This is a genomic window from Kordia antarctica (assembly GCF_009901525.1).
Lineage (GTDB): Bacteria > Bacteroidota > Bacteroidia > Flavobacteriales > Flavobacteriaceae > Kordia > Kordia antarctica.
This window is the reverse complement of record NZ_CP019288.1, coordinates 2,984,609-3,009,228: the sequence shown is the minus strand read 5'-3', so window position 1 is coordinate 3,009,228 and position 24,620 is coordinate 2,984,609. Positions and strand designations below refer to the sequence as shown.

Annotated in this window: 23 protein-coding genes; 8 read left to right on the top strand and 15 right to left on the bottom strand. The window is 32.8% G+C overall.

Annotated elements, in window-relative coordinates; all coding sequences use genetic code 11:
* Positions 1-36: 36 nt before the first annotated feature.
* From IMCC3317_RS12525 to IMCC3317_RS12500, 6 genes are all read right to left on the bottom strand, one after another.
* Positions 37-543, bottom strand: a complete 507-nt coding sequence (locus IMCC3317_RS12525) for a DUF2480 family protein (protein WP_160129838.1) — start codon at positions 541-543, stop codon at positions 37-39.
* An 8-nt stretch (positions 544-551) separates the two neighbouring features.
* Complete coding sequence (locus IMCC3317_RS12520) at positions 552-878, bottom strand: iron-sulfur cluster assembly protein (protein ID WP_160129837.1); 327 nt, start codon at positions 876-878, stop codon at positions 552-554.
* 14 nt (positions 879-892) lie between these two features.
* Complete coding sequence (locus tag IMCC3317_RS12515) at positions 893-1,315, bottom strand: SufE family protein (protein WP_160129836.1); 423 nt, start codon at positions 1,313-1,315, stop codon at positions 893-895.
* A gap of 52 nt (positions 1,316-1,367) precedes the next feature.
* The gene (locus IMCC3317_RS12510) at positions 1,368-1,826 is read right to left on the bottom strand and encodes a hypothetical protein (RefSeq protein WP_160129835.1); all 459 of its coding nucleotides are present in this window, start codon (positions 1,824-1,826) and stop codon (positions 1,368-1,370) included.
* 93 nt (positions 1,827-1,919) lie between these two features.
* Positions 1,920-2,957 carry a zinc metalloprotease gene (locus tag IMCC3317_RS12505; RefSeq protein ID WP_160129834.1) on the bottom strand — a complete coding sequence of 346 codons (1,038 nt, stop codon included), beginning with the start codon at positions 2,955-2,957 and terminating at the stop codon, positions 1,920-1,922.
* Positions 2,958-3,214: 257 nt separating this feature from the next.
* The gene (locus tag IMCC3317_RS12500) at positions 3,215-4,426 is read right to left on the bottom strand and encodes an aminotransferase class V-fold PLP-dependent enzyme (RefSeq protein WP_160129833.1); all 1,212 of its coding nucleotides are present in this window, start codon (positions 4,424-4,426) and stop codon (positions 3,215-3,217) included.
* 263 nt (positions 4,427-4,689) lie between these two features.
* On the opposite strand from IMCC3317_RS12500, the gene IMCC3317_RS12495 reads away from it, so the two are divergent.
* Positions 4,690-7,170: an O-antigen ligase family protein gene (locus IMCC3317_RS12495; protein ID WP_160129832.1), complete on the top strand. Its 2,481-nt coding sequence runs from the start codon at positions 4,690-4,692 to the stop codon at positions 7,168-7,170.
* A gap of 501 nt (positions 7,171-7,671) precedes the next feature.
* Here IMCC3317_RS12495 and IMCC3317_RS12490 read toward each other — a convergent pair.
* Complete coding sequence (locus IMCC3317_RS12490; RefSeq protein ID WP_160129831.1) at positions 7,672-8,217, bottom strand: heavy-metal-associated domain-containing protein; 546 nt, start codon at positions 8,215-8,217, stop codon at positions 7,672-7,674.
* A 131-nt stretch (positions 8,218-8,348) separates the two neighbouring features.
* Between IMCC3317_RS12490 and IMCC3317_RS12485 the strand changes: the two genes are divergently transcribed.
* Positions 8,349-9,236, top strand: coding sequence for a DMT family transporter (locus tag IMCC3317_RS12485; RefSeq protein WP_160129830.1), 888 nt, complete (start codon positions 8,349-8,351; stop codon positions 9,234-9,236).
* Between the two features lie 77 nt (positions 9,237-9,313).
* Here IMCC3317_RS12485 and IMCC3317_RS12480 read toward each other — a convergent pair whose 3' ends face one another.
* On the bottom strand, positions 9,314-11,407 hold the full coding sequence (locus tag IMCC3317_RS12480; protein ID WP_160129829.1) for a M16 family metallopeptidase: 2,094 nt from the start codon (positions 11,405-11,407) through the stop codon (positions 9,314-9,316).
* A gap of 7 nt (positions 11,408-11,414) precedes the next feature.
* A complete protein-coding gene (locus IMCC3317_RS12475) occupies positions 11,415-12,743 on the bottom strand; it encodes a M16 family metallopeptidase (protein WP_160129828.1) in 1,329 nt (442 codons plus the stop codon).
* Between the two features lie 169 nt (positions 12,744-12,912).
* On the opposite strand from IMCC3317_RS12475, the gene IMCC3317_RS12470 reads away from it, so the two are divergent.
* From IMCC3317_RS12470 to rpmA, 3 genes are all read left to right on the top strand, one after another.
* A complete protein-coding gene (locus IMCC3317_RS12470) occupies positions 12,913-13,359 on the top strand; it encodes a DUF4199 domain-containing protein (protein ID WP_160129827.1) in 447 nt (148 codons plus the stop codon).
* A gap of 82 nt (positions 13,360-13,441) precedes the next feature.
* Positions 13,442-14,080 carry a 50S ribosomal protein L21 gene (gene rplU, locus IMCC3317_RS12465; RefSeq protein WP_160129826.1) on the top strand — a complete coding sequence of 213 codons (639 nt, stop codon included), beginning with the start codon at positions 13,442-13,444 and terminating at the stop codon, positions 14,078-14,080.
* 42 nt (positions 14,081-14,122) lie between these two features.
* Complete coding sequence (gene rpmA / locus IMCC3317_RS12460) at positions 14,123-14,383, top strand: 50S ribosomal protein L27 (protein ID WP_160129825.1); 261 nt, start codon at positions 14,123-14,125, stop codon at positions 14,381-14,383.
* A gap of 322 nt (positions 14,384-14,705) precedes the next feature.
* Here the strand turns inward: rpmA and IMCC3317_RS12455 are convergent, their stop codons facing one another.
* Positions 14,706-16,838 (bottom strand): M3 family metallopeptidase, encoded by a 2,133-nt coding sequence (locus IMCC3317_RS12455; RefSeq protein ID WP_160129824.1) that lies wholly within the window; start codon positions 16,836-16,838, stop codon positions 14,706-14,708.
* 244 nt (positions 16,839-17,082) lie between these two features.
* On the opposite strand from IMCC3317_RS12455, the gene IMCC3317_RS12450 reads away from it, so the two are divergent.
* Positions 17,083-17,997, top strand: a complete 915-nt coding sequence (locus IMCC3317_RS12450) for a tyrosine-type recombinase/integrase (RefSeq protein ID WP_160129823.1) — start codon at positions 17,083-17,085, stop codon at positions 17,995-17,997.
* 45 nt (positions 17,998-18,042) lie between these two features.
* On the top strand, positions 18,043-19,047 hold the full coding sequence (locus IMCC3317_RS12445) for a hypothetical protein (protein ID WP_160129822.1): 1,005 nt from the start codon (positions 18,043-18,045) through the stop codon (positions 19,045-19,047).
* Here IMCC3317_RS12445 and IMCC3317_RS12440 read toward each other — a convergent pair.
* On the bottom strand, positions 19,044-19,763 hold the full coding sequence (locus IMCC3317_RS12440) for a methyltransferase domain-containing protein (RefSeq protein ID WP_160129821.1): 720 nt from the start codon (positions 19,761-19,763) through the stop codon (positions 19,044-19,046). The genes IMCC3317_RS12445 and IMCC3317_RS12440 overlap by 4 nt on opposite strands.
* Positions 19,764-19,910: 147 nt before the next feature.
* On the opposite strand from IMCC3317_RS12440, the gene IMCC3317_RS12435 reads away from it, so the two are divergent.
* Positions 19,911-20,666 (top strand): hypothetical protein, encoded by a 756-nt coding sequence (locus IMCC3317_RS12435; RefSeq protein WP_160129820.1) that lies wholly within the window; start codon positions 19,911-19,913, stop codon positions 20,664-20,666.
* A 140-nt stretch (positions 20,667-20,806) separates the two neighbouring features.
* Here the strand turns inward: IMCC3317_RS12435 and IMCC3317_RS12430 are convergent, their stop codons facing one another.
* The 4 genes from IMCC3317_RS12430 to IMCC3317_RS12415 all read right to left on the bottom strand — a co-directional run bounded on the left by IMCC3317_RS12430 (position 20,807) and on the right by IMCC3317_RS12415 (position 24,592).
* On the bottom strand, positions 20,807-20,992 hold the full coding sequence (locus tag IMCC3317_RS12430) for a hypothetical protein (protein WP_160129819.1): 186 nt from the start codon (positions 20,990-20,992) through the stop codon (positions 20,807-20,809).
* A gap of 375 nt (positions 20,993-21,367) precedes the next feature.
* Positions 21,368-23,044, bottom strand: a complete 1,677-nt coding sequence (locus IMCC3317_RS12425) for a helix-turn-helix domain-containing protein (protein ID WP_160129818.1) — start codon at positions 23,042-23,044, stop codon at positions 21,368-21,370.
* 352 nt (positions 23,045-23,396) lie between these two features.
* The gene (locus tag IMCC3317_RS12420) at positions 23,397-24,302 is read right to left on the bottom strand and encodes a hypothetical protein (RefSeq protein ID WP_160129817.1); all 906 of its coding nucleotides are present in this window, start codon (positions 24,300-24,302) and stop codon (positions 23,397-23,399) included.
* 116 nt (positions 24,303-24,418) lie between these two features.
* Complete coding sequence (locus tag IMCC3317_RS12415) at positions 24,419-24,592, bottom strand: hypothetical protein (protein ID WP_160129816.1); 174 nt, start codon at positions 24,590-24,592, stop codon at positions 24,419-24,421.
* Positions 24,593-24,620: the final 28 nt, after the last annotated feature.

The window sequence follows — 24,620 nt, the reverse complement described above, 5'->3', positions numbered from 1 at the left end:
TTTAAAAATCAGTAGATTAAGTGTTTTTTGGAAGAATTATTTTCTTTTGTAAAGTGGGACGGAAGAACAAGCCTCGCCATACATGATACTTTTAGCAACTCCATGTAATTTTGAAATTATCATCGTGTACGCGTTGTCTGGTATAGGTTTGTTTGCACAGCCTTTTATAATAATTGGCGTATCTTGATAGCTTGAAACGTCTAATTTTGAAATAATATCTTGGTAAATGGACGTTTCTAAATTCTCCAACGTACCAATAATTACTTTTTCGACAAAAGGTGTTAAATGTACGCTTACCAACATATATGCCCAAGCAGGAATAATAGCGTCCGTAGCACAAACTAAGGAAACATAGTGTCCTTGATGTTTTGACCAATCATACTCGGCAACATATTTTCGAAAATCTTTTTCACGCAATATCAATCCTTCTAACAACCAATCGGAGATGTCAAAAAGCACACGTTCGCCCACAGGATAATAATCCTCTAAGTTAATAGTGACCAATTTGCTTTGCGCAATTCTGTTGATAATTTCGTCTGCCATGTAGTTTTTTATAGTAAGCCTAATTCTAACTTTGCTTCTTCGCTCATTAAATCTTTGTCCCAAGGCGGCTCAAAGGTAATTTCAACAATAGCGCTGTTGACTTCTTTTAACGATTTTACTTTTTCTTCAATTTCCAGCGGAAGCGTTTCTGCCACAGGACAATTTGGAGACGTTAATGTCATTAAAATTTTCACATCGGAGCTTTCATTTACAAAAACATCATAAATTAAACCCAATTCGTAAATATCTACTGGAATTTCTGGATCGTAAATAGTCTTTAATACTTTTACGATTTTCTCGCCTAAAGCGTTTGTATCTATGGTGATTTCTGACATTTTTTTAATTTAATTTAATTTAATTGTGATTGATACGCTACTGCGTATAACTTTAGTCGCTTAATCATACTGACCAATCCGTTGGCACGAGTTGGCGATAAATGTTCTTTCAGGCCAATTTCGTCAATAAAATCAGTATTTGCTTCAATAATTGCTGCTGGACTTTGGTTTGAAAAAGCACGAATTAAAATTGCAATGATTCCTTTGGTAATAATAGCGTCACTATCTGCGGTAAACACCAATGTATCAGCATTCATTTCGCCGTGAACCCAAACTTTACTTTGACAACCTTTGATGAGGTTTTCGTCTTTTTTTAAGCTTTTATCAATCAGCGGAAGCGATTTTCCAAGGTCAATCATATATTCGTAGCGTTGCATCCAATCGTCAAACATGGCAAACTCGTCTACTATTTCAGCTTGTATTTCCTGTATTGTCATTTTTTTATTCGTTTACACGATTAAAATCTTAGACGCAAAAATACAACAACTATTACTGATTTTCAACTGCTTTTGCCATTGCTTGTAATTTTGCAACTAATGGCGCTAACGTTGTTGGCGGATTTTCGTGCGAAAACGTTTTGGAAGTCACCGTTTTATCTTTATATTTTATAGTAAGTGTCGCTGGAATTGCAGCATCGCGGGCAAAATCTTCTTCATTTGCACTTGTTTCACCAAGTTTTTCACCATCAATTTTGTCTAGTAATTGCACAACTTCGTTCCAATCGGCTTTACTACATGTTTTTCTAAGCACAAGATTTGCGTTTCTATCTTTAGGAATACTAATTTCTTCTTTTGAAAGCTGTATCTTTTGGTAAAATCCGCGCGAAGACGCTTCATATATAATAGAGATATCGTCTTGCGCACTTTTAGTAGTTTCAGTTTCAGCAGAAGTTTCGCCGCAACCTTTTGCAAATAAAACAATAGAAAATAAATACAGTAAATATTTCATGGTAAGTTTTTTATAAGTTTAATCCTATAATAATACAAAAAAGACGCCAATATTGGCGTCTTTTTTATATTAATTTAGCATTGTATTTTAGAATTAGTTTACTAGACTTTCTCTAGATCCACCTGCAAGTAAAATACCTCTCATTCTAGTTTTTTGTCCAGCACTAAACATATTCATACACGCATCATCCGTGTAATCCATATAGTTCATTGTCATATCCGTTGAACGACAGTTCGTTGTTGGGAATGAAGGACAACCGTAGTTTGGCGCATCAGAAGTTGGTGTATCAGCAACAAAATCATCTCTGTTACATCTTCCGTCTCCCCAAATATGGCGTAAGTTTAAGTAGTGACCTACTTCGTGCGTTGTTGTTCTTCCACCATCAAAAGGAGAAGCAACATAACCTGATGTCCCAAAATATTGTGGTCCAACTACAATACCGTCAGTTGAAGGACTTCCTCCTGGAAATTGTGCATATCCTAAGATTCCGCCACCAATATTACAAACCCAAATATTCATGTGAGTTGAAGGTGTTACTGGTGGATATGTTGATTTTACTAAGTTATTCGTTCCCCAAGAAGTTCTTGAGTTTGAATGCCTGAATGTTCCTGCTAAACTGAATTGAATTTCAGTATCAGCCGCTACTCCAGAAAACAAAGAAGGTGTTTGATTTGCATCATTGTTAGCTCTTCTAAAATCGTCGTTTAAAACTGAGATTTGAGAGTTTACTTGTGTACTGCTAATATTTTCATTGCTATTACTATATACAACGTGTACATATACAGGAATTGTTACAACACCTAAATCATCAGTTGGAGGTGGAGTTCCGCCGCCGCCGCCGTTTCCGCCGCCTGGCTTCGCTGGTTTCTTTTTAGCAAGTGTAGTTTGTCTGTATTTTTTCTCTAAATCATACATTCTATCGTATAATTTTGGATCTTTTTCAAGTTGGGCATTCAACTTTTGCATTGTAAAACAACCGCCAGCTGCTTTTTCACTATTGTCTGTGTGTAAGTAGAAGTCGCTCATGTCAACTGCCACTTGTTCGTCATTGTTTGTATCAGCAGTTTGGTCATCACTACAGGATACAGTAATTGCTGCAACAGCAATCAGACTTAGAAAAATTTTTCTCATAATTTTCTTATTTTAAGTTTTCGGGTTAATGCATCAAATGTATGTGATTTTGTGAATAATTTAACATTTTTGTTAGTTTTTTAGATGAAATACATTTATTTAACAATTTTGTTATAAATAAAACAGTTTTATAGATTGCGCTTACAAGTGGAGATTAGTACGAATATCGATAAAATGCATCATTTTTTTCAGTTTCGCACAAAAAAAAGAATCGACCAATGGATCGATTCTTTAGATAAAGTGTTTTTATGTAGAAGTTACGAAAGCATCTTTTTTGCTCTCTTAATAGCTTCAATAAATGTGTCAATTTCTTCTTTTGTATTGTAAAAAGAAAACGAAGCGCGAACCGTTCCAGGAATTTTATAGAAATCCATGATTGGTTGCGCACAATGATGTCCTGTACGAACGGCAATTCCGAGTTTATCTATAATAGTTCCGATATCGTACGGATGAATGTTTTCAATATTAAACGAAATTACGGCTGTTTTATCGCCAGTTCCGTAAATAGTAACATCGCCAATAGCGAGTAATTTTTCAGTAGCATGGACTAATAATTCATGTTCATATGCTCCAATTTCTTCAAAGCCAATGTCATTCATATAATCGAGCGCAACTCCAAAAGCAATAACACCACATATATTTGGTGTTCCAGCTTCAAACTTGTGTGGCAAACCTGCAAACGTAGTTTTTTCAAACGTAACTTGGTCTATCATTTCGCCGCCGCCTTTGTATGGAGGTAATTTATTGAGCCAATCTTCTTTTCCGTATAACAATCCAACACCAGTTGGTCCACAAATTTTATGTGCCGAAGCTACATAGAAATCAACATCTAACGCTTGTACATCTGCTTTGATATGTGGTGACGATTGTGCGCCATCAATCAAAACGGCGGCACCAACTTCATGTGCTTTGTCAATGATGAATTTTACCGGATTGATAATTCCCAAGGCATTGGAAACATGATTACAGAAGACCAATTTTGTGTTTTTATTCAATAAGGAAACATACGTTTCCATGTCTAGTTGCCCATTTTCAAACATCGGAATTACTTTCATGGTAGCTCCAACATGCTCGCACAACATTTGCCAAGGAACAATATTTGAATGATGTTCTAACGCAGAAACAATAATTTCGTCGCCTTTTTTTAATAGTGAAGCAAAACCATTTGCCACCAAATTGATACTTTCCGTAGTTCCTGAAGTTAGGATAATTTCATACGGTTTTGCAGCGTTAAAATGCTGCTGAATTTTTATACGTGCTTCTTCATACGCATCTGTGGCTTCCTGACTCAGCGTATGCACACCGCGATGAATGTTTGCATTGTAGCGCGAATAATAGTCTACAATACAGTCAATTACTTGTTGAGGTGTTTGCGAAGTTGCCGCATTATCGAAATATATTAAGGGTTTTCCGTTTACTTCTCGGCTGAGAATTGGAAAGTCTTTTCGGATCTTTTGGATGTCTAACATGGTCTCTTTTTCTGTCTAACAAAGGTACTAACTATTCTTAGAATCGGTTGTCACTTTTTGAGGTTAATACGTTGTAATTGTAACATAAATGAACGCTGTTTTTTTGCGTTTGATCGAGATTGTAAAATTCTTTCAAAAAACAATGCAATGAAATTCCATATTTTTCTCGTAATTTGTTCAGCTAATACAGCTAAAAATAGTCATTCGTATTTACTTGACTACAATTTTAAAACTGTTATTTTTCTTTATATAAAATTAAATAAATGCCAAAAAATAAACCCGAAAAGAAAGCTGCTTCAACAAAGCCTCAAGTAGCCAATCAGCTTATAATTGCACAAGTTTTTTGTTTGTTATATCTGCTAGTGAGTTTTGTTCCATTGTTTAATGCTATGGATTATGACGCGCCTGAATGGTTGTATATTTCGTTGTTAAACGTGGCTTCGTTAGTTTTTTTATATAAACATAAAGACTTTTTCCAGGTATTCGCACTTCAGAAAAAAGCTAAAATTTACATGAGTCTTTTAATTGGCTTTTTTGCAATTGGTTGTTTGTCAATGATTACGGCAATTAACGTCAGCGAAAGTTTGGTGCATTTAGCACGATTTGTCAATATTATTGTCGGTTTTTATTGTCTGTATATTTTTATTCGAAAAGATCCAAAAGCCTTCTTTCACTTTATTTGTAAAGCTTCTATCGTTATTGTTGCGTATTATTCGTGGAAAGCGATTACTTATTTCTTAGGCAACTCAAGCGCGCCAAGAACATATGAATTTATGTTAGCATTTCAACATGGTTTTTCTAACGTTAACATTTACACAGCATACATTGTAATACAAGTACCATTATTAATTTATGGTTTTTTATATTTTAAAAAGATTTGGAAATATGTTGCAGGTTTAGCGATTGTAATGGCAATGTTAGCGTTGTTATTTGCAGGTTCTCGAACTGCTTTGTTGTCTTTAATTGTATTATTGTTTATCACAATTGTTTCTTTGGTATATGGTGTTGTAAGACATAAAGTAGCTTTTAAAAAAGAAGTTGCATTGTTGTTTGTAGCGCCTATTTTAATAGGAATTTTAGTATTGAATGTGAATAGAGTTGATAGAAACGCTATGAACACTATTAGCAATGTATTGCAAACTAAAAATGCGGATTTTTATGATGGTCAAAATACGATCATTAGAAATATTTCCAATGCCAAAGATGTGATGCCAACTGACACAAGCATTAAAATTCCTGTGCGAGAAAGTTCGGGACGTTTATCTTTGTGGAATTTAGCATTTAATACATTTAAAGAAAATCCTGTACTTGGCGTTGGCTACGGAAATTTTAAAGCCATTGCTAAAAAAGAACATTACTTAGGATATACGAATAGTGAAGGTTCTTTTGCCAATCCGAGACGTGCGCACAGTGACTTTTTGGAGAAACTAGCTGAAACAGGTTTGGTAGGTTTTCTATTCTATGTTTCGCTGTTTGCGATGCCGTTTATATGGTTTTTAGGCTTGCTGAAACGTGAAACAGCATTTGAAAAGCAATTTCTGTATATTACCGTTTTCTCGGTAGCAGTTGCGTATACATTGGATGCGTTGTTGAACTTTCCGTTAGAACGCGCGCCGATACATTTATACTTTATGATTGCGGTTGTTTTTATATTGGCTTTCGCCAGAAAGCAAACGGCAGACGAAACCGTTTCAGGTAGAAAAAAGTGGCATTTAGCGGTATTTGGAATATTCGTCTTTTTTAGTTTTGCCAGTATTGCTTCAAACTATGTGGTATTGCAATCGTATCAATTACAACGTACCATGCGAACTGATTTGATGGGAAAAACATTGTTTGGCGACGATAAATTGCGTAACAATTATGAAAGCATCAAACAACAATGGGTCAGTTATCCGCAGTTGAGTTATGTAGGAACGGTAAATGATGTGTATTTGGCGAATTATGCCATTAAATCAAAAAAATATGAAGAAGCTCTGGCACTATTAAACAATGCTAAAAATTATACGAAAGATGCATATTTGGTAAAAGCGTTTAAGTCAGAAATCTATTTGAATGTGTACGATAATTTAGATAGTGTAAAGTATTATTCTGAAAATATTTTTGACGGTTACCCTGCATTTAAAACAAATTATAATATTCTTAAGAGAGTATATCGCGCAAAAAATGATACTGTGAATTTGTTTCGTGTGATGAATCGGTATACAAAATATAATTATAGAGATGTTGGCGAATGGGTAAGTAAAGCGAATATGATTTATGACTTGACAAAAGACAGCGATCGAATGCTGAAAGTGTTAGACACTGGACTTGCGTTTAATTCATACAGTAAAAAACTCATCAGTGCGAAACAAGAAGTATTAGGAAAGTTAAAATTCAAATCGTATCTCAGTAATGATGAAGTGAAAGCAAAACACCAAGTCGCGTATGATTTCTTTGTAAAAGGACAATACGAACAAGCGCGGACGGTTTTTGAAGAAATTTTAAAGACGAATCCAGTAGATTATTTATCAATCCAAAATATTGGAATTATTGATTTGATACAAAAAAACTATGAAGCTTCCATTCTAAACCTAACCAAAGTTATTAACGCAAATGCTTTTGGAGATGGAAAAGCTGAGTACAGTCGCGGATATTGCCACGAACAACTTGGACAATTAGAAAAAGCAAAAGAGGATTACCGCAAGAGTAGAGCTAAAGAGTATCCGCAAGCTATGACGCTTCCTGAAGCTAAGTATAAAGAGTAGATCGCTTCACATCGACTCCGCTCAGTGCAGGCGCTTTTGGTATTAATTACTAATTCGTCACTTCGAGTAAAATTCTGGAAGAATTTTGTATCGAGAAGTGCTTGTTAGTACATCAAAATAAACTTTTACTTAGTTGTATTCCAGTGTTTTCCGATCACTTTATTTAAATTTTAAAAATGTTAATTACGGTGTTCCCGTAGCGAGTTCATAATTTGTTTCCATAACTTCTAATCATTATTAACCAAAACTATATGATGATGAAAAAATCACGAATCAAAAATCTTGCTTTTACTAAAAAAACTATTTCAGATTTTAATTCTTTGAGAACAACGGGAGGTGGCGATCCAGACCATAGTTGTTACTGTCCGTCTCATTCAATTTGTCCTCCTGGAATTTACTGTTATTAATCTTTTAAATTAATAAATGTCAGTCATGGTCAGAATTTCTTCTGATGATGACTGACAAAATAATAAGTTTCTATTTTTTTACTAAGAATAGTAATTATACTTTTTTAGCACAACATTCTTTTTTGCAATCTTCAGCGCAAGCGGTTTTCTTGTCTTCTTTTTTAGCACAACACGCCATTTTACAATCGGCTGCACATGCTTTTTTAGTTTCACTTTTCTTAGCACAGCATTCCATTTTACAATCAGCTGCACATGTTTTTGCAAAAGCTTCCACATTTTTCATGTCAGATATTATGTAATCGCCAGGAACTGTTGCAACAGTACTTGTTAACGCATCAAAATCAACTTTTTCTTCGTTATATTCTACCATTGCTAATTTTTGATCGAAGTCTACCTTTGCAGATTTTACACCTTCCATAGACGCTAATTTGCTTTCAATGCGTTTTGCACAACCAATAGCACACGTCATTCCGTCAATTTTGAATTCCGCTTTGTTGTAGTTTGCCGCAACATCGTCTTTGCTAGTTTCTTTATTTACGGTTTCTGTTTTTGTATCAACAATTACAGTTTCTGGTGTTGTGTTGTTTTTACAACTTACAATAGCGATCGCTAATGCACAAACGAATAGTATTTTTTTCATCTTTTTTAGGTATCAATTTATTAAAACGCTGATATAATTTTGGTTTATACCAATATCACAAAATTAAGGAAATATGCGTGAACAATTAGAAATATTTGTTAGACTTTTGCGTGATCTTACGAAATACGGTTATGGACAATGCAAAATTAAAGTGGGTTTATCTCGTTATTTTATCAGTGATTTGGGGAAGTTCCTTTATTCTGATTAAACATGCTCTTGTAGGATTAACAGCAACACAAGTAGGTGCTTTGCGAATTGTAATTACAGCTATATTTTTATTTTCGGTAGGTTTGAAAAAGGTCAAATTGATTAAACGTTCACAATGGAAATGGATTTTTTGGACAGCAATGGCCGGATCATTGTTTCCTGTATTTTTATTCGCTATTGCACAAGAACAATTGGATAGTTCGGTAGCAAGCATGTTAAATTCGCTCACGCCTTTAAACACACTTGTTTTTGGGATGTTGTTTTTTGGAGTTATGGTTACAAAACGACAAGTTTTAGGTGTGGTAATTGGGTTAATTGGCGCATTGGTATTGGTTTTTGCTGGCGCAGAATTTAATCCGAGTCATAACTATTGGTTTGGCGCTTTCGTTTTGTTTGCAACCATTGGATATGGTTTGAATGTAAATATCATCAAAAAATATTTGAACGATTTAAACGCGCTTGCTATTGTGACAGGGAACTTTGTGATTATTGTAATTCCCGCACTAACCATATTGGCTTTTACAGGTTTTTTTAGTGATATATTACAGAACGAAGCTATGCAAACAGCTATGTGTTACGTAGCAGTTTTGTCATTATTTGGAACTGCCATTGCGAAAGTCATTTATAGCAGATTGGTGCAAATTTCAAGTCCAATTTTTGCTTCTTCTGTAACGTATACAATGCCTGTAGTGGCAATTTTTTGGGGAGTATTTTTTGGAGAACAATTGAGCGTTTATCAACTGCTTGGCGGTATAATTATTTTAGCAGGAGTTTATTTGGTGAATAAGCGAAGTAAGAAATCAGAAGCGTAAAGTTTAGTTTCTTGAAAAGTAAAAGCCGAAAATCAATACTGACTTTCGGCTTTTGTAATTTTATAACTAATAAGAATTTATTCGAAATCTTTATTTGTTAAAGGTGTATTTATTTTTATAGAAATCGCTATCATTTCAATTTTTTGAGGACCAGCATCAATAATCATTAAATGGGGCATCATAATACCACTTACTTCTTTGTAGTCTCCTAATACTCTATTTTGAGTAGTTTCTTGTCCTCCAGGACCTTTTTGAGTTGTACTTTCTTTTACTTTGAATCCAGTTTTAACATCGTAGAAATTAGTACTTTTTTTACCATCTGCTTTTTCAATAACAACGGCATATGCATCTTTTCCATCTACTACTTCAATACCTTTCAATAGCATTTTACTATCAGAACCATACATAAGTTCTTCAAAAATAGCTTTTCTAGATTTCATTTCAGCAAGCGTTTCAGCAGGCATGTCTTGCTTATTACCCATCTGCGACACATATCCTTTTTCGCCATTAAAAACTTGTTTGTTTACACTTCCCATTCCAGCCATGCTTACATCGACAAATAATAAATTTGGATTTTTCTGTTTCATCACCATTGTCATATCCATTCCTTGGAAAGATGCTCCCATTTCTTGAACAAGTGTTGATACATTCATTAGTTTATCTTTTCCTCCAACAACTTTGATGTAGTTGTCAACTACGGTTTGTGCAGTAACTCCAGCAGGAATTTCCTTTTTGAATACAGGCTTTTTCGTTACTTCTCCAGATTGGTCAAAGTATTTTACAGGAATCTTTTTTCCGTCAAATGTTAAGTTTTCCAAAGCATCAATTACTTCACTACCTTTTCCAGTAACTACAATTCGTAAGTTAGCTCCTTGAAAATATTTTTTTGCAGCTCTTAATACGTCTTCTCTTGAAACAGCTTCAATTCTTTCAAGATATGTCTCGTAGAAATTGCTTGGTAAATCTTCAGTTTTAATACGTAATGCATAATTTGCAATCGTAGAAGGACGCTCAATTCCTGTTACGAATCTTCCAACATATTTAGCTTTTACATTTTTTAATTCTTCAGCAGAAACCAATTCCGTAGAAATGTTCTTGATTTCTTTTAATATTTCAACAACAGCACTATCAGTCACCGCGTTTCGAACACTTGCCGTAGCTTTGAATGTAGAAATTGTTCTTTTGCTGTTTCCAATGTTAGAGTATGAACCATACGTGTATTTTTTATCTTCACGTAAGTTGTTGAATAAACGCGCTTCTCCACCGCCACCTAAGATGTTGTTAGCGACTAAAACAGGGAAGTAATCATCATCTTTCATCGTTAAAGTTACTGTGTTCTGAACGCTTAATTCAGATTGCACAGCATTTTCCATATCAATGAAGTTTACTTCTGTATTCATAGGATTGTTAGCAGTACTAAAAGTATCAGCAACAATGTTTCCTGCTTCCCAATTTTTGAAAAGCTTCTTCGCTAATTTCTTAACGTCTTTCGTTTTTACGTCTCCAATGATAATTAAATATGCATTGTTTGGTTTGAAGTATGTTTTGTGAAAAGCTTTTACATCATCAAGCGTAACAGTATTGATGGTTTTTTCCGTGATAAATTCTCCGTAAGGATGATCTATGCCATATGCTAATACAGATTGAACTCTTCCTGCAATAGCAGTAACACTTTTCTTTTCAGATTTTAAGCTTTCTAAAACTTTAGCTCTTTCAGCGTCTAAATCTTCTTGTGTAAAATTAGGATTTAAAGCAGCATCTGCCATTAATTCCATAATTCTTGGAAAATATTTTGAAAGTGAACCTGCAAAAGCACTTTGCGAACCAAAATTTAAAGAAGCTCCTAAGTAATCAATTTCTTCATTAAAATCGTCTTTAGAAATAGAAGTAGAACCACTTCCTAGTAAGGTGCTTACTAAACTCGTAAGACCTGCTTTTTTTCCTTCTACAACTAATGGATTGTCAATTGTCAATGTTGCAGAAACACGAGGTAATTTGTGGTTTTCTACAATCATTACTGTTAATCCGTTTTTCAACGTAAACGTAGTAGGCTTTCCAATATTAATTTTTGGAGCTGGACCAGGTTTTGGTTGTACGGATCTATCTATTTGGGCTTGCATTGTTAGCGAAGCTAAAAACAATACAAGGAGTGAAAATATTCTTGTTTTCATGATATCTTTATTTTTTTTCTTGTGTTTTTTCAGCTGGTAAATATTCTAAAATCAAACGTTGGTTTGATTGTAAATACTTGTTTGCAACTTTTTTGATTTCTTCTCTTGTGATAGATCTGTAAATATCAATTTCATTATTGATTAAGTTTGTATCTCCGTACAAAACATTGTATCTAGCTAAAGAGTTTGCAATTCCTTGCACACTTGCATTTGAGTTTACAAAGTTGTTCTCAAATTTGTTTTGAAGTTTTTGGTAATCTTTCTCAGAAATTAATTCTGTTTGTATTTTTTTGATCTCATCGTCCATTTCAGCAATCAAAGCATCCAATGTAACTTCACCTAATGGAAGTGCTAATACAGCATACGTTCCGTAATCTTCTTGGCTAATATTTACCGCTTGTGCAGCCAATGCCATTTTTTTATCATCAACCAAACGCTTGTAAAGCTTCGAACTTTTTCCACTACTTAAGTAGGAAGAAATCATATCTAAAACTCTAGCATCTCTTGTTTTAAAAGAAGGAGTTCTGTATGAAGCGATTACCATAGGAATTTGAATATTTTGATCGTATGCTTTTGCACGAAATTGCTCCATAATAGGATCTTCTTTTGGGAAGTTTCTTTCAATTTCTTTTCCTCTTGGAATTGTTGCAAAATAATCTTTGATCATTTTCTTCGTTTCTGCAGTTTTGAAATCTCCAGCAACAACTAATGTAGCATTGTTAGGAACGTAGAATTTTTTGTTAAATGCCATAAACTCATCTAAAGTAGCAGCATCTAAATGTTCCATTTTTCCAATAGTAGTACCTTTATAAGGATGTTTTTTGAACATGTTTTTCTTGATTTCCTCAAGAAGATGTCCATAAGGCTGATTGTCTACACGGAGTCTTTTTTCTTCTTTAACAACTTCATTTTGAGTATCAACTCCAATTTGATTGATTACAGGATGTAACATTCGCTCTGATTCCATCCATAATCCTAATTGTAAATTGTTTGAAGGGAAAACTTCATAATAGTACGTTCTGTCATCGGTAGTGTTTGCGTTATTGCTACCACCATTAGAAGATACAATTTTAAACCATTGTCCGCGTTCAATATTTTTTGTTCCTTCAAAAAGAAGATGTTCAAAAAAATGTGCAAATCCAGTACGTTCTGGGTTTTCATCTTTGGCGCCTACATGGTACATAACAGCTGTAGTAATTATAGGAGCAGAATTGTCTTGGTGAAGAATGACATGCAGACCATTGTCTAAATCATATTCTTCAAACTTAACTTCTTGTGCTTGGGAAGCGAATCCGACAAGCAGTAAAGAAGCTATTGAAAATAATCTTTTTCTCATTGCGTTAAACTTTTTTTACTTTTTAGTTATCTTGATATGACGCAAGTTCTATAAAATTGTTACATCTCACAAGAGAACTATTAAATTTATGAATATTTTAATAGCTCATTGGTTTTTTGTATATTAAAGAAAATCAATTGATTACTAATCAAAAACGCAGCTATTAATTATGGAAAAGAAATCAATAAAATATGGAGGCTTCATCGCATTAGGGCTAATAGCGTACTTTTTACTCGTACGATTATTAGGATTACATGAGAATCCTTGGTTGCGTTTGCTTAATGGAGTTATTGTGGCTTTTGGTATTTACAAAGTTATCAAAGATATCAAAGCTGAAAGTGGTGCAAGTTTCAATTATTTTGACGGATTTAAAGCAGGAATTATTTCAGGATTCGTTGCAACTTTAATCTTTACCTTTTTTATGGGTATTTATATCTTCCATATAGATACAGAATTTGCTGAAAAAATAATGGCAATGAGTTTGGGTAGTGTTGCCTCAGAACCAGGACTTTTACTCTTCATTATATTGATTGAAGGATTTTCTTCCACAGTCATTTTGAGTCTACTATTTATGCAGAAATTTAAGCCAAGTTGGAATATTACCGAGAAACTGTAATAGAAGTGTTTGTAGATTAATTAATTAGATGTATATTTGCAACCATTTTTTAGATAAAAATTAATTAATTAAACAGTACGCTATGTATGCAATTGTAGAGATGGCAGGGCAGCAATTTAAAGTTGCGAAAGACCAAAAAGTATTTGTTCATCGTTTGGCTTCAGAAGAAGGAGAGAAAGTTGTTTTTGACAACGTTCTTCTTTTAGATGACAACGGACAAGTTACGATTGGCGCCCCAGCTATAACTGGAGCTTCAGTAGAAGCCAAAGTTTTAAGACACCTTAAAGGTGACAAAGTAATCGTTTTCAAGAAAAAAAGACGTAAAGGATACCGTGTTAAAAACGGTCACCGTCAGTCTTTAACAGAAATTGTTATTGAAAGCATCGGAGCTTCAGGAGCTAAAAAAGCAGCTCCAAAGAAAGAAGAAGCTAAAAAAGAAGTTGCAAAACCTGTAGCTAAAAAAACATCAACAGCAAAAGGAGATGATTTAAAAAAGATTGAAGGAATTGGTCCTAAAATCGCATCAACTTTAACTGAAGCTGGAATTTCAACGTATGCTGAATTAGCAAAAGCGGAACCAGCAAAAATTTCTGAAATCATTTCAGGTGTTCGTGGAAATCACGTTACTGATACTTGGCCAGCACAAGCGCAATTAGCTGCTGATGGTAAGTGGGATGAATTAAAGAAATGGCAAGATGAATTAGATGGTGGTAAAGCATAATTGCATTATTACTTAAGTATAACAAAATAAAACCTTACTAAAATGGCTCACAAAAAAGGAGTTGGTAGTTCGAAAAACGGTAGAGAATCAGAATCGAAACGCTTAGGTGTTAAGATTTTTGGTGGACAAGCAGCAATTGCTGGTAATATCATCGTTAGACAAAGAGGTACTACTCACAATCCAGGAGAAAATGTATACATGGGAAAAGACCATACATTACATGCAAAAGTAGACGGTCTTGTGAAATTCACAAAGAAAGCTAACAATAGATCTTATATATCAATCGAACCTTTCGAAGCATAATTAAGATTTAATAGTATAAAAAAAGCCTGAACATTTAGTTGTTCAGGCTTTTTTTGTGGAATGAATTTGTTATAAATTCAATGAGACTTTTTTTAACTAAATATTTACTTCATTTTCTTTTTCTTTGTTCGCACAAAGAAAAGAAACAAAAGAAAGTGCGTTTTTCCAGAGGTGTTTTTAGTTTTTTCTCTGAAAAACTAAAATCGCATTCATTTTTCTAAATTTTTTCCAAGGCTTCAAAAATTCTTTACGAAAAATGCCTGCTACACTGCGGAAAAAGAACAGATTGAGTAAAAAACACCATTTATTATATAAACTTACGTTATTCAACAAATCCTTTTTTCTTTAATAAAGGCCCAATTTCTGGTTCCGAACCGCGAAATCCTTTGTACAATTCCATTCCTGGTTGCGAACCGCCCATACTTAACATTTTACGGTAGCGTTTTGCCGTTTCTGGATCAAAGATATTTCCTGTGTCTTTAAATGCCTGAAAAGCATCTGCATCTAATACTTCTGACCATAAATAACTGTAATATCCAGAAGAATATCCTGTGGCATCTGAAAAGATATGTCCAAAGTATGTATTTCTATACCGTGGAATAATTTCGTCAATTAAACCTAACTTGTCCATTGCTTCTTTTTCAAAAGCATTCGCATCTGTTGGAATGTTTTCTGTTTTCGTATGCCAAGCCATATCTAAATATGCTGCTGCCATATATTCTACCGTAGAAAAACCACCATTAAATGAATTGGCGTCTTTCATCTTTTTAATCATGCTATCAGGAATTACTTCGCCTGTTTTATAGTGTTTCGCGAATAAGCGTAAAACTCTTGGTTCGCTCATCCAGTTTTCCATGACTTGCGATGGAAATTCTACAAAATCTCTCGGAACATTTGTGCCAGATAATGATTCATATTTTACATTTGAGAATAATCCGTGTAGCGCATGTCCAAATTCATGGAATAAGGTTTCTGCTTCCGTAAATGATAATAACGATGGCGAATCTCCGGAAGGAGCAGGATAATTAAAATTATTTGTCACAATTGGTGTCACCATTCCGTCAACATTCATTTGGCTACGCAAAGCATTCATCCAAGCACCGCCACGTTTGCTTTCGCGCGCAAAGAAATCCATGTAAATGATTCCTAAGTGTGTTCCGTCTTTTTCTAAAACTTCAAATACTTGCTGATCTTTGTGCCATTTTGGAACGTTATTCATTTCTTTAAACGACAAGCTAAATAATTCTTTCGCCAACGCAAAAACGCCATCTCTTACCGCATTTACTTCAAAGTATGGACGTGTTTCATCTTCATCAAAGTTGTACCTTTCTTTCCGAACTTTTTCAACATAATGTCTCCAATCGCTTCCTGCAAATGTTCCAGAAACACCTTCGCTTTTCATCTTTTTAGCCAACGCTTCGCGTTCTGTTTTTGCCATCGCCAATGCAGAAGGCCATAATTTATTCATAAAACCGATTACAGCTTCTGGTGTTTCTGCCATATTATCTGAAAGAATGTAACTTGCAAACGAATCATATCCTAAGAGATTTGCCTTTTCTAAACGCAATGCAGCCATTTCACTTAAAATAGCTTTGTTGTCGCTTTCATTGTCATTGTTGGCGCGCATTGCATACCCGTCAAATAATATTTTACGCGCTTCTCTGTTTGGAGACGATTGTAGGAACGGATTGATACTTGGACGTTGCAATGTAAACGACCAGCCACTTTCGTGACCTCTATTTTTTGCTTCTTCTGCAGCCAAAGAAACTAAACTTTCTGGTAAGTTTCCTAAGTCTTTTTTGTCTTTCGTGTGATATTCAAAAGCGTTGGTTTCATCCAATAAGTTTTCACCAAAATCGCCACCTAATTTTGCCAATCGTGTGTTGATTTCGCGCAAGCGATCTTGTTTTTCACCTTTTAAATTGATTCCAGAACGCACAAAACGCTTGTGAGTTTCTTCTAGTAAACGCATTTCTTCTTCAGACAGCTTGAGTTCGTCTTTTTGATCGTACACAGCTTTTATACGTTCATATAATTTTGCGTTTAAGTTGATAAAGTCACTATGCGTAGCAAGCGCAGGCGTAATTTCTTTAGCGGAAGCTTTTAAGGTGTCATCTGTATTTGCACCGTTTACGGCATAAAAAACACGTTGCAATCTTTTCAGATTTTTTCCGCTAAATTCCAACGCTTCAATCGTATTTTGAAATGTTGCCGCTTCCGTATTTTTAATAATTTCCTTGATTTCTTTTTGATTTTCTTCAAGTGCAACTTTGAAAGCAGGCAAGTAATCGTTGCTTTTTATTTTATCAAATGGTGGTACTCCAAAAGGTGTGTTCCATTCGGTCAATAATGGATTGTCGGTCATAGATGTTTCTGATTTTTTTTCGGGTGTAGCGTCTTTACAGGAAGCAAAGAGTAATATGCTACACGTAATGGCTATTGAGATACGTTTCATCTGTTTTTTTTATTTTATTAATTAGGTCAGATGGAATTCGCATACAAATCATTTCAGTTGGTGTTGAAATTTTTAGATATGCTCATTTCATGATGTGAAAAATTAGAATAACAAGATACTGTTTTTTGAATTAAATAAATCTGTTATTGAAAATCTTAACAGGATGAAAGTTCGTGATGGTTTGCGAAATTATATCATCTTTAGCTTTTAGAGTCAACATAATTCCCCTAAAACCTAATTGTTCATGAAAAAAGAGATTTCCTTTTTCCTGTTTCATTGTGAAATAGAAAAAAAATTAAGCCCTAAAACATTGAAAGCGTATGAAGCCGATTTACGTCAGTTTGATGAGTTTTTGAATACGGATGATATTACAAAGATTACAAAAGAAGATTTGAAATTGTATTTGAGTGTGTTGTCTAAATTTGCGTCGCGTACGATGAAACGGAAAGTGGCAACATTGAAAACATTTTTCTCTTTTTTAGAGTTTGAAGAGTCAATTGATGCAAATCCGTTTCATAAAGTTCGCATTAAGATAAAGCTAGATAAGTTGTTGCCAAAAATTTTATCGATTGCGGAAATCAACGCTATTTTAGAGAATGCGTATTTAGAAAAAGAAAACATTCTACAAAAAAAATCATATCAATATAAAGAAGTTATCAGAGATATTGCCGTATTAGAATTGTTATTGGCTACCGGAATTAGAGTTTCCGAATTGTGTAGTTTACAGAAAGAAAATATTGGCGCAAATTTTGAAACCATTCGGATTTTAGGAAAAGGAAATAAGGAGCGAAATATTCCGATTACGAATGACGCAACAAAGTCCGCTCTGAAAGAAAATTATGCCTTTTTTCAGAAACCAATTGATTTGACTTCTTCTTTTTTTATCAATCGATTTGGGAATACGTTATCTACACAATCGGTTCGTATGTTGGTAAAGAAATATGCGCTAAAAGCTAAGATTCACAGAAATATTACGCCACATGTATTCCGTCATTCGTTTGCGACTTTGCTACTCGAAGAAGATGTTGATATTAGATATATTCAGCATTTTTTGGGACATAGTTCTATTAATGTAACGCAAATGTATGCACATGTGAATGAGAAGAAGAAAACAGCATTGTTGACTATTAAGAATCCAAGAAATTTGGTGAGTTTTTGAGGTGATTGGTTGTCTGAATGGAGGATAACTAATTATTATATTGTTTTGAAATCGTCATATCAATTAAAGCGAATAAAAAAATCTTCAGACGATTCTATTATAGAATCACTAATTATTTATTCAGATAATATAGAACCTCAATTAAGGACTGACAGCAATCAAATATTGTACTGGCTAGATAATTATTCTAAAAATTTTGATGATTCATTTTACGTTTTAAACTTTTATTTAAATAATAAAATAATAGGATATTCTCAATTGACACATTTCGTAGATGAAAAAATTATTTTTGTAGATTATATTGTTTTAGATCCTCTTTACAGAAGAAATAATACGTTTTATGAATTTTTAGAACAAATAAGGTATTTTCTTAGCAGATATGTAATTACATATGATTATATCTTTGCTGAAGTGGGAAGTTTTTTTAATGAAACGCAGCTTTCTAATAAATCTAGAAATATAGTTAGGTTACTAAAATTGAGTGGATTTAAAGTTATAAAAGCTAAATATTATCATCCAAGTTTAGCGTCGAAAATATCAAATCAAAGCTTTAAATCTGTTTTAATGGTTCATACAGGTTCCTCAATGAAATCAATTTCAAAGGAAGCTTACTTGAAAATTATTGAAGTGATATACTTCAAACATTATTTAAGATGGTATAGTCGTTTTTTAATAGATAAGGATTTATCTGACTATACACTTGGTATAAACGATATTTTTGAAAAGACAAAATTAGATTTAAAAAGTAAAAAACAAGTTGACATTAATGGTTATAGTGAAGTTTTAAATTTCAAACCTAATATTAACCGAAATCATAATATAAAATCTATTCTACAGTGGTTAGCAATGATAATTATATTTATCATTTTAGTATTATTTTTTGCAGTCCTACACATTATTGCTAAAGATAAATTCAAAATAGAAACTGATGCACAGTATTATATAATTTTATTTCCTTTAATTTTAATCGTTACTATTGTGGCTATTTTTTCTGAAAATAAGAATAATAAAATAGCCAAACTCTTAAGTAAGTTATTTAATATTGATTAGTTTTTTCTTAACCTAACGTCTAAAATAGTATTTGAGGAATATTTATTTATTATGGGAATATTTCTAAAAAAAGAATCTAACCTAAGAAATTTTGAAGAGAAATTGATGCTTTTTGTTATTCTATATACTAAAGCTGATATAATATGAAATCGTTTAATTGTTAAAATCTCAAAACCATTGATTTCTAGTAATTTACTAATATACGCTTCTGAAAAATACCATAAGATTATTTTTTGCCCATCATAAAACGTTTCTCTCAAAACAACTTTCTTATTTAAATCTTTTTTGAAAATTAATTCTAGTGTTTTGCTACTTTCATATTCTAATATCATATTACCTTTATCAGATAACACTCTACTAAACTCTTTTAGCACTTTAACAGGGTCGCAATAATTAATTACACTTCCAACACATATAATATTTGTAAAACTATTGTCTTCTGTAGGAATTGATTCTATAGAACCAACTATCTTATTTTTTTTATTATTAATCAACTCAGAAGCAATATCTAAATGAGTCATAATAGTATCATCTATGTCGTAGTTAGTTCCTCCAGATCCAGCGTTTAATATTTTACTATCATTATTGAAACATTTATTGTTATTTATAAAGTCCTTAATTTCAAGGTAGGTTTTGTAATGCCATTGGTCTTCTTTTGACCATATTTCAGTAATATTATTGTAGAAATCTGAAATTCGATTTGGATCAATGCTCAAAACAATATAATAATTAGTTATCCTTTGTTCAAATATAAACAAATAATTTACTACTAACCAAATAAAGATAAAACTTACGGTTTTCCGTAAATTCAACGGCTAAATACGAATTGTATATTCTTTCCGTTTTAGTTTAATAGATTCATTATGAAACAACTCCTAACAATTATTCTATTCTGTATAACTTTTTCTGGCTTCAGTCAAAAAAAAATTCACGTATTCGTAGCGTTGTGCGATAATGTGAATCAAGGAATTGTGCCTGTGCCAAAATCATTGGGAAATGGACAAAGTCCGCGAACAAATTTATATTGGGGCGCATTGTATGGCGTGAAAACACATTTTAAACGAAGTAAAGATTGGACATTTATTAAAACGATTCCATCAAGCAATTCGAAAATATTGGAGCGTGTTTTATTCAAACATAAAAAAACGAATACATATTTATTGGCAGATGCGTATGATGGAAAATTTATCAAACAAACCACGATTGACTTCTTAAAAGCGAGTAGTGGCGCAAATTCAGAAGAAATTACTGTGAGCGATCAGAAACTTAGTTTTGGCGGTGATGCAGATTTACTAGCGTATGTTGGTCATGATGGTTTGATGGAATTTAACTTAAATGTCAAACTAAAACCAGCAAACACTAAGAAACGTGACGCAATTATATTGGCGTGTATTAGTAAGGATTATTTTAAACCGTATTTAAAGAAAACTGGTGCAAATCCGTTGGTTTGGACAACTGGTTTGATGGCACCAGAAGCGTATACTTTAAAATGGGCACTAGATGGTTGGATTTTGAACGAATCGGATGCAGAAATCAGAGAACGCGCTGCAAAAGCGTATCACAAGTATCAAAAATGTGGCATGCGTGGCGCAAGGCGTTTGTTGGTTACAGGATATTAGCTTTCTGTAGCTTCACCATACTTCTAAAAATTCCACAGAAAATTTAAAGAATAAAAAAGTTCAGCCATGAGTAGAAGATAATATCTTTTAACATGACTGAACTTAAGTTTGCTTTACGCTAAAGTTTTAATACTAAAACCTTATATGTCGTCACAATCATTTACGGCACTTAGTGGAGGTTCACAGCCACCAGGACCACAAGTGTGACCATTTCCGCAAGTATGTTTAACTCCACTAGCGCCACCTTTAATTGTACTTGTGTTTTCAGTAAAATTAGAAATTAAAACTTTACTAATTTTTAACGACTTAAGATTCTTTTTTTTCATAATTGAATAGTTTTTAAATTAATTAATGAAGTGAAATTAGAATCAATTTTAAGCGTACACAATTAAAGCAGGATTCGTTTTATAAAATAGAGGTTCAATTTATTCAAGTAAATTCATTTGTCACTTATCTACATTTGTAAGCTGTCAGGTCTCGTCGTTATTGTATGACAGATATTAGGCTTTGAACAACAATTTGATTCAGCACTCAAATCTTCGGCTCCTCCTTTTACATAATGTAAGTTGGCGATATTCGTTTTGTTAATTTTTAAGGGAATTGAATTTAATTTTTGTTTTTTCATAATAAAAATATTTTTGATAATTTTTTCTCTAAAATAGATAATACGTAGGTTTAAATGAAAAATAGATGCATTCATTTTATGAAATAGCGGCTAAGTTTTTGATGAAAAACGAAGGATATATGCCTGTTTGTTTTTTAAAAGCTCTGGAAAATGCACCTTCACTTTTAAAACCTACTTCTTTTGCAATTGCTTTCACGCTATAGGAACGTAAAACTTTATCATTTTTTAATGTATTTAATACGTAATTGATTCTTAATTGTGTGATATAATTTTTGAATGTAACTCCTTTGTGTGTATTAATTATTTCTGATACATACGAAGTATTTGTGTTCAGTTTTTTTGCTACGGAAGCTAAACTTGTACTTTGGTTCAAGAATAAATTAGCCTTTTCAAATTTTTCAAGACTCATAAGAATTTTAGAAATTTTTTCATCTGAAATCTGAAATTTAGTTGTTAGTGCTGTCGTTGTAGCATCGGTTTGATTTGCCGCAAGTTGTTTTACTAATTGATCAAATGTTCTTTTATTATGTCGCTGTTGCTTTTTATATAGTAAAAGTATGATGGCAAGTGCAATGAATAAACTAATACATAAAAATAATAATGAAGAGTTTTGCTTTTCTTTTTGCTCGGATTTGGAAGTTAATGATGAAATTTTATCTTCAAGTGTTTTTTTATCATACTTTTTTAAAATTGTATATCTAATCGTTTCCTGAAGCGTATCTATATATGATAAGTTGTACGCTAAACGATAATTTTCCAAAGCTTTTTCATTATTTTCAAGCTGTTCGTAACTAATAGCTAACAACGAGAGAATTTCCTTGAACTCAAAATGGTCAAACTTAATTTCTTTTTTTAATGATTTTATAGCTTCAAAAGCAACAATTGCTTCAGCGTACATTTTCTTCTCATAATATACTTTCCCGCGAAAGCGATACACAGGAAATAAATTTCTTTTTGTTCCCAATAAAGTAATAAGACTGTCTGCCTGATTTAAAACAGCTAACGCATCATCATACTTTTTTCTTTTATAATCAACAATTCCTTTCAATGTAAAATAATAACTCAAAGCATCGGTATCATTGGCTTCAATGCTAAATTTTTTAAGTTTTGGTAAATAGTCGGAAGCAGTATCTAAGTCATAATATGTATATGCAGAACACAATCCAATCAAGGTGTTTAGATACACAGTGTGGTATTTTTTTTCGTGAATTAAAGGAGTAATGATGTCTTTATTTTTCAGATATAATTCGGTTGCTTCTTTATGATTTCCCATAAGGTTTTTAATAGAAGCAATGCTATGATTGGAATAAATTTGATAGCGAATATTTTTTTTGACTTTTGCCAGAGAATCTAATTGAAGATAATATGTAATTGCATCAGAATACTTTCCATACGTAAAATAGGTTTTTCCTTTTTGACTCAATGCTTTAATGAGTAACGAATCATTTTTTTGCGCAGTAGCATATGAAATACTAGAATCAATATATTTTAAGGAAGCATTCATATTTCCAAAGTAATTTTCAGAAGAAGCTTTCAACAAAAAAGCTACATGTTCTTCAAGTGTATTACTTTCTTTTTTGGCTTTTAAGAGTAACGCTTCCGCATAAATTTTGGCAGATTTAGGATTTGTATATTCTAAATTTTTGTATTGATCTTTTAATGATTCATAAGATTTTTGAGTGAGTGAATCGTACTTTTGAGAATACATCGCGCTTACACAGAAGAAAATAAAAATAGATGTTAGGAGTTTCATTATACCGAATAATAATTGATCTAAATATACTGAAAAAAAGAAAACCCTTTAGCTCTCGATAAAGGGTTTAAAAATAGTTAATAACCTGAGTTTTTTAAATTAACATCCAAATCCTGTTAGTTGACAGCTTATTATGAAAGATGGTACGCTATCACGACATTCGTTACATGTCTTATAATGTTGATTTGTGAAATAGCATGTTACTCCTGAAAGTCCTCCATGAATTTCTGTTGTTTTCAAAGTTGAAATACGTTTTTTGTTTAAACTTAATTTTACATTTGATTTTTTCATTAGTATATTTTTTGATGAGTTATTATTTTTAATAGAAATGGTTTTAGTACTTGACTGAATATTAATTGAATACCCAATTTCCGCTTACGTCACCTCTTTTAATGGCAAATCGGTCTATTTCACCATTTGCATTACTTTGACAAGTAATACCACTGTAAAAGCCAAATAAAGTAGATTCTTGAAAACCATTGCAACCGTCCATATCACGAATTTCTTGCATTCCTTTATAATCGTTTTGTGGGAAGTAAATCACAGGTTGGTTATATGTATTGTTTGCTATTAAAGGAAGTTCGTTCGTTATGTATAAGATTAAATTTTGAAGTTCAATCATGTCTAAAGTAGAAATAGTGCCATCTCCATTGACATCTGCAGCTAAGTATTGCCATATTTCTGTAAAACATTCAAGACCAATAAGGTGTCTTGAAATAAATACAATATCAAGCGTGCTTATTCCATTTCTCCAATGAGTATTTGTGAATTCGCCATCAGTTACACTTTCGTAATAAAAGCACATAGTACCTTCTTCATCACCAATTACGTAATTATTATTATTTAGAATATTGTAATTTACAGAAGTCCCAGTCGCAGCTGGTAAAGATTCTCCAAATCTAGTAATGGTAACAAAAGTATTTCCCAACCAAGCAGTATTTGGATCTACGCCTTTTGTTTGAACTTGTATTTGTCCAAACTCCAATCCGGGTATTATACTTGTATTCAAAGACCTTTTTTCTACAATTTCATTACGTGCCATTTCTTTTGCTTCTTGCGCAACGAAATGATCAATAACTTCCTTGGGCGCTTCAACAAATAGTTCCCAATTATCAATTGTAATTTCTTTTGGGTAATTTTTTAAAAGCTGTTCGGTGATTGAATTGGATTCATCTAAGCCTTCGTTTTCTTCATGCGAACAAGAAGTCATAAAAAGGGCAATAAAAAATAAGGGGAAAATCCATTTTGTGTATTTCATGATATATATTTTTGAATTAATATTGGCATGAAATTAGAATGGATTTTCCCCTAAAACAATTGTGTGTGCCTTCAGTTTATGAATTAGAGGCTTACTATTTACTTTATACTACTTGCTTAATCACCTGTGTCGTCTAAACTATCTGTCCTAGGCGTTAAGGTAGTTGGGCAGACTTTAGGATCTGTCATACAATCTTTATGTGTAAATGCTGTTGCACCTGCTTTTAACAGATTCAAATTGGCAACACGTACTTTTTTTAAGCTTAAGGAAAATGATTTTTTGTTTTTCATACAATTCAATTTTAAAATTAATAATAGG

Coding starts and splice junctions, on each gene's coding strand:
- IMCC3317_RS12525 (WP_160129838.1), bottom strand. CDS start 543: ATGGCAGACGAAATTATCAACAGAATTGCGCAAAGCAAATTGGTCACT.
- IMCC3317_RS12520 (WP_160129837.1), bottom strand. CDS start 878: ATGTCAGAAATCACCATAGATACAAACGCTTTAGGCGAGAAAATCGTA.
- IMCC3317_RS12515 (WP_160129836.1), bottom strand. CDS start 1,315: ATGACAATACAGGAAATACAAGCTGAAATAGTAGACGAGTTTGCCATG.
- IMCC3317_RS12510 (WP_160129835.1), bottom strand. CDS start 1,826: ATGAAATATTTACTGTATTTATTTTCTATTGTTTTATTTGCAAAAGGT.
- IMCC3317_RS12505 (WP_160129834.1), bottom strand. CDS start 2,957: ATGAGAAAAATTTTTCTAAGTCTGATTGCTGTTGCAGCAATTACTGTA.
- IMCC3317_RS12500 (WP_160129833.1), bottom strand. CDS start 4,426: ATGTTAGACATCCAAAAGATCCGAAAAGACTTTCCAATTCTCAGCCGA.
- IMCC3317_RS12495 (WP_160129832.1), top strand. CDS start 4,690: ATGCCAAAAAATAAACCCGAAAAGAAAGCTGCTTCAACAAAGCCTCAA.
- IMCC3317_RS12490 (WP_160129831.1), bottom strand. CDS start 8,217: ATGAAAAAAATACTATTCGTTTGTGCATTAGCGATCGCTATTGTAAGT.
- IMCC3317_RS12485 (WP_160129830.1), top strand. CDS start 8,349: ATGGACAATGCAAAATTAAAGTGGGTTTATCTCGTTATTTTATCAGTG.
- IMCC3317_RS12480 (WP_160129829.1), bottom strand. CDS start 11,407: ATGAAAACAAGAATATTTTCACTCCTTGTATTGTTTTTAGCTTCGCTA.
- IMCC3317_RS12475 (WP_160129828.1), bottom strand. CDS start 12,743: ATGAGAAAAAGATTATTTTCAATAGCTTCTTTACTGCTTGTCGGATTC.
- IMCC3317_RS12470 (WP_160129827.1), top strand. CDS start 12,913: ATGGAAAAGAAATCAATAAAATATGGAGGCTTCATCGCATTAGGGCTA.
- rplU (WP_160129826.1), top strand. CDS start 13,442: ATGTATGCAATTGTAGAGATGGCAGGGCAGCAATTTAAAGTTGCGAAA.
- rpmA (WP_160129825.1), top strand. CDS start 14,123: ATGGCTCACAAAAAAGGAGTTGGTAGTTCGAAAAACGGTAGAGAATCA.
- IMCC3317_RS12455 (WP_160129824.1), bottom strand. CDS start 16,838: ATGAAACGTATCTCAATAGCCATTACGTGTAGCATATTACTCTTTGCT.
- IMCC3317_RS12450 (WP_160129823.1), top strand. CDS start 17,083: ATGAAAAAAGAGATTTCCTTTTTCCTGTTTCATTGTGAAATAGAAAAA.
- IMCC3317_RS12435 (WP_160129820.1), top strand. CDS start 19,911: ATGAAACAACTCCTAACAATTATTCTATTCTGTATAACTTTTTCTGGC.
- IMCC3317_RS12430 (WP_160129819.1), bottom strand. CDS start 20,992: ATGAAAAAAAAGAATCTTAAGTCGTTAAAAATTAGTAAAGTTTTAATT.
- IMCC3317_RS12425 (WP_160129818.1), bottom strand. CDS start 23,044: ATGAAACTCCTAACATCTATTTTTATTTTCTTCTGTGTAAGCGCGATG.
- IMCC3317_RS12420 (WP_160129817.1), bottom strand. CDS start 24,302: ATGAAATACACAAAATGGATTTTCCCCTTATTTTTTATTGCCCTTTTT.
- IMCC3317_RS12415 (WP_160129816.1), bottom strand. CDS start 24,592: ATGAAAAACAAAAAATCATTTTCCTTAAGCTTAAAAAAAGTACGTGTT.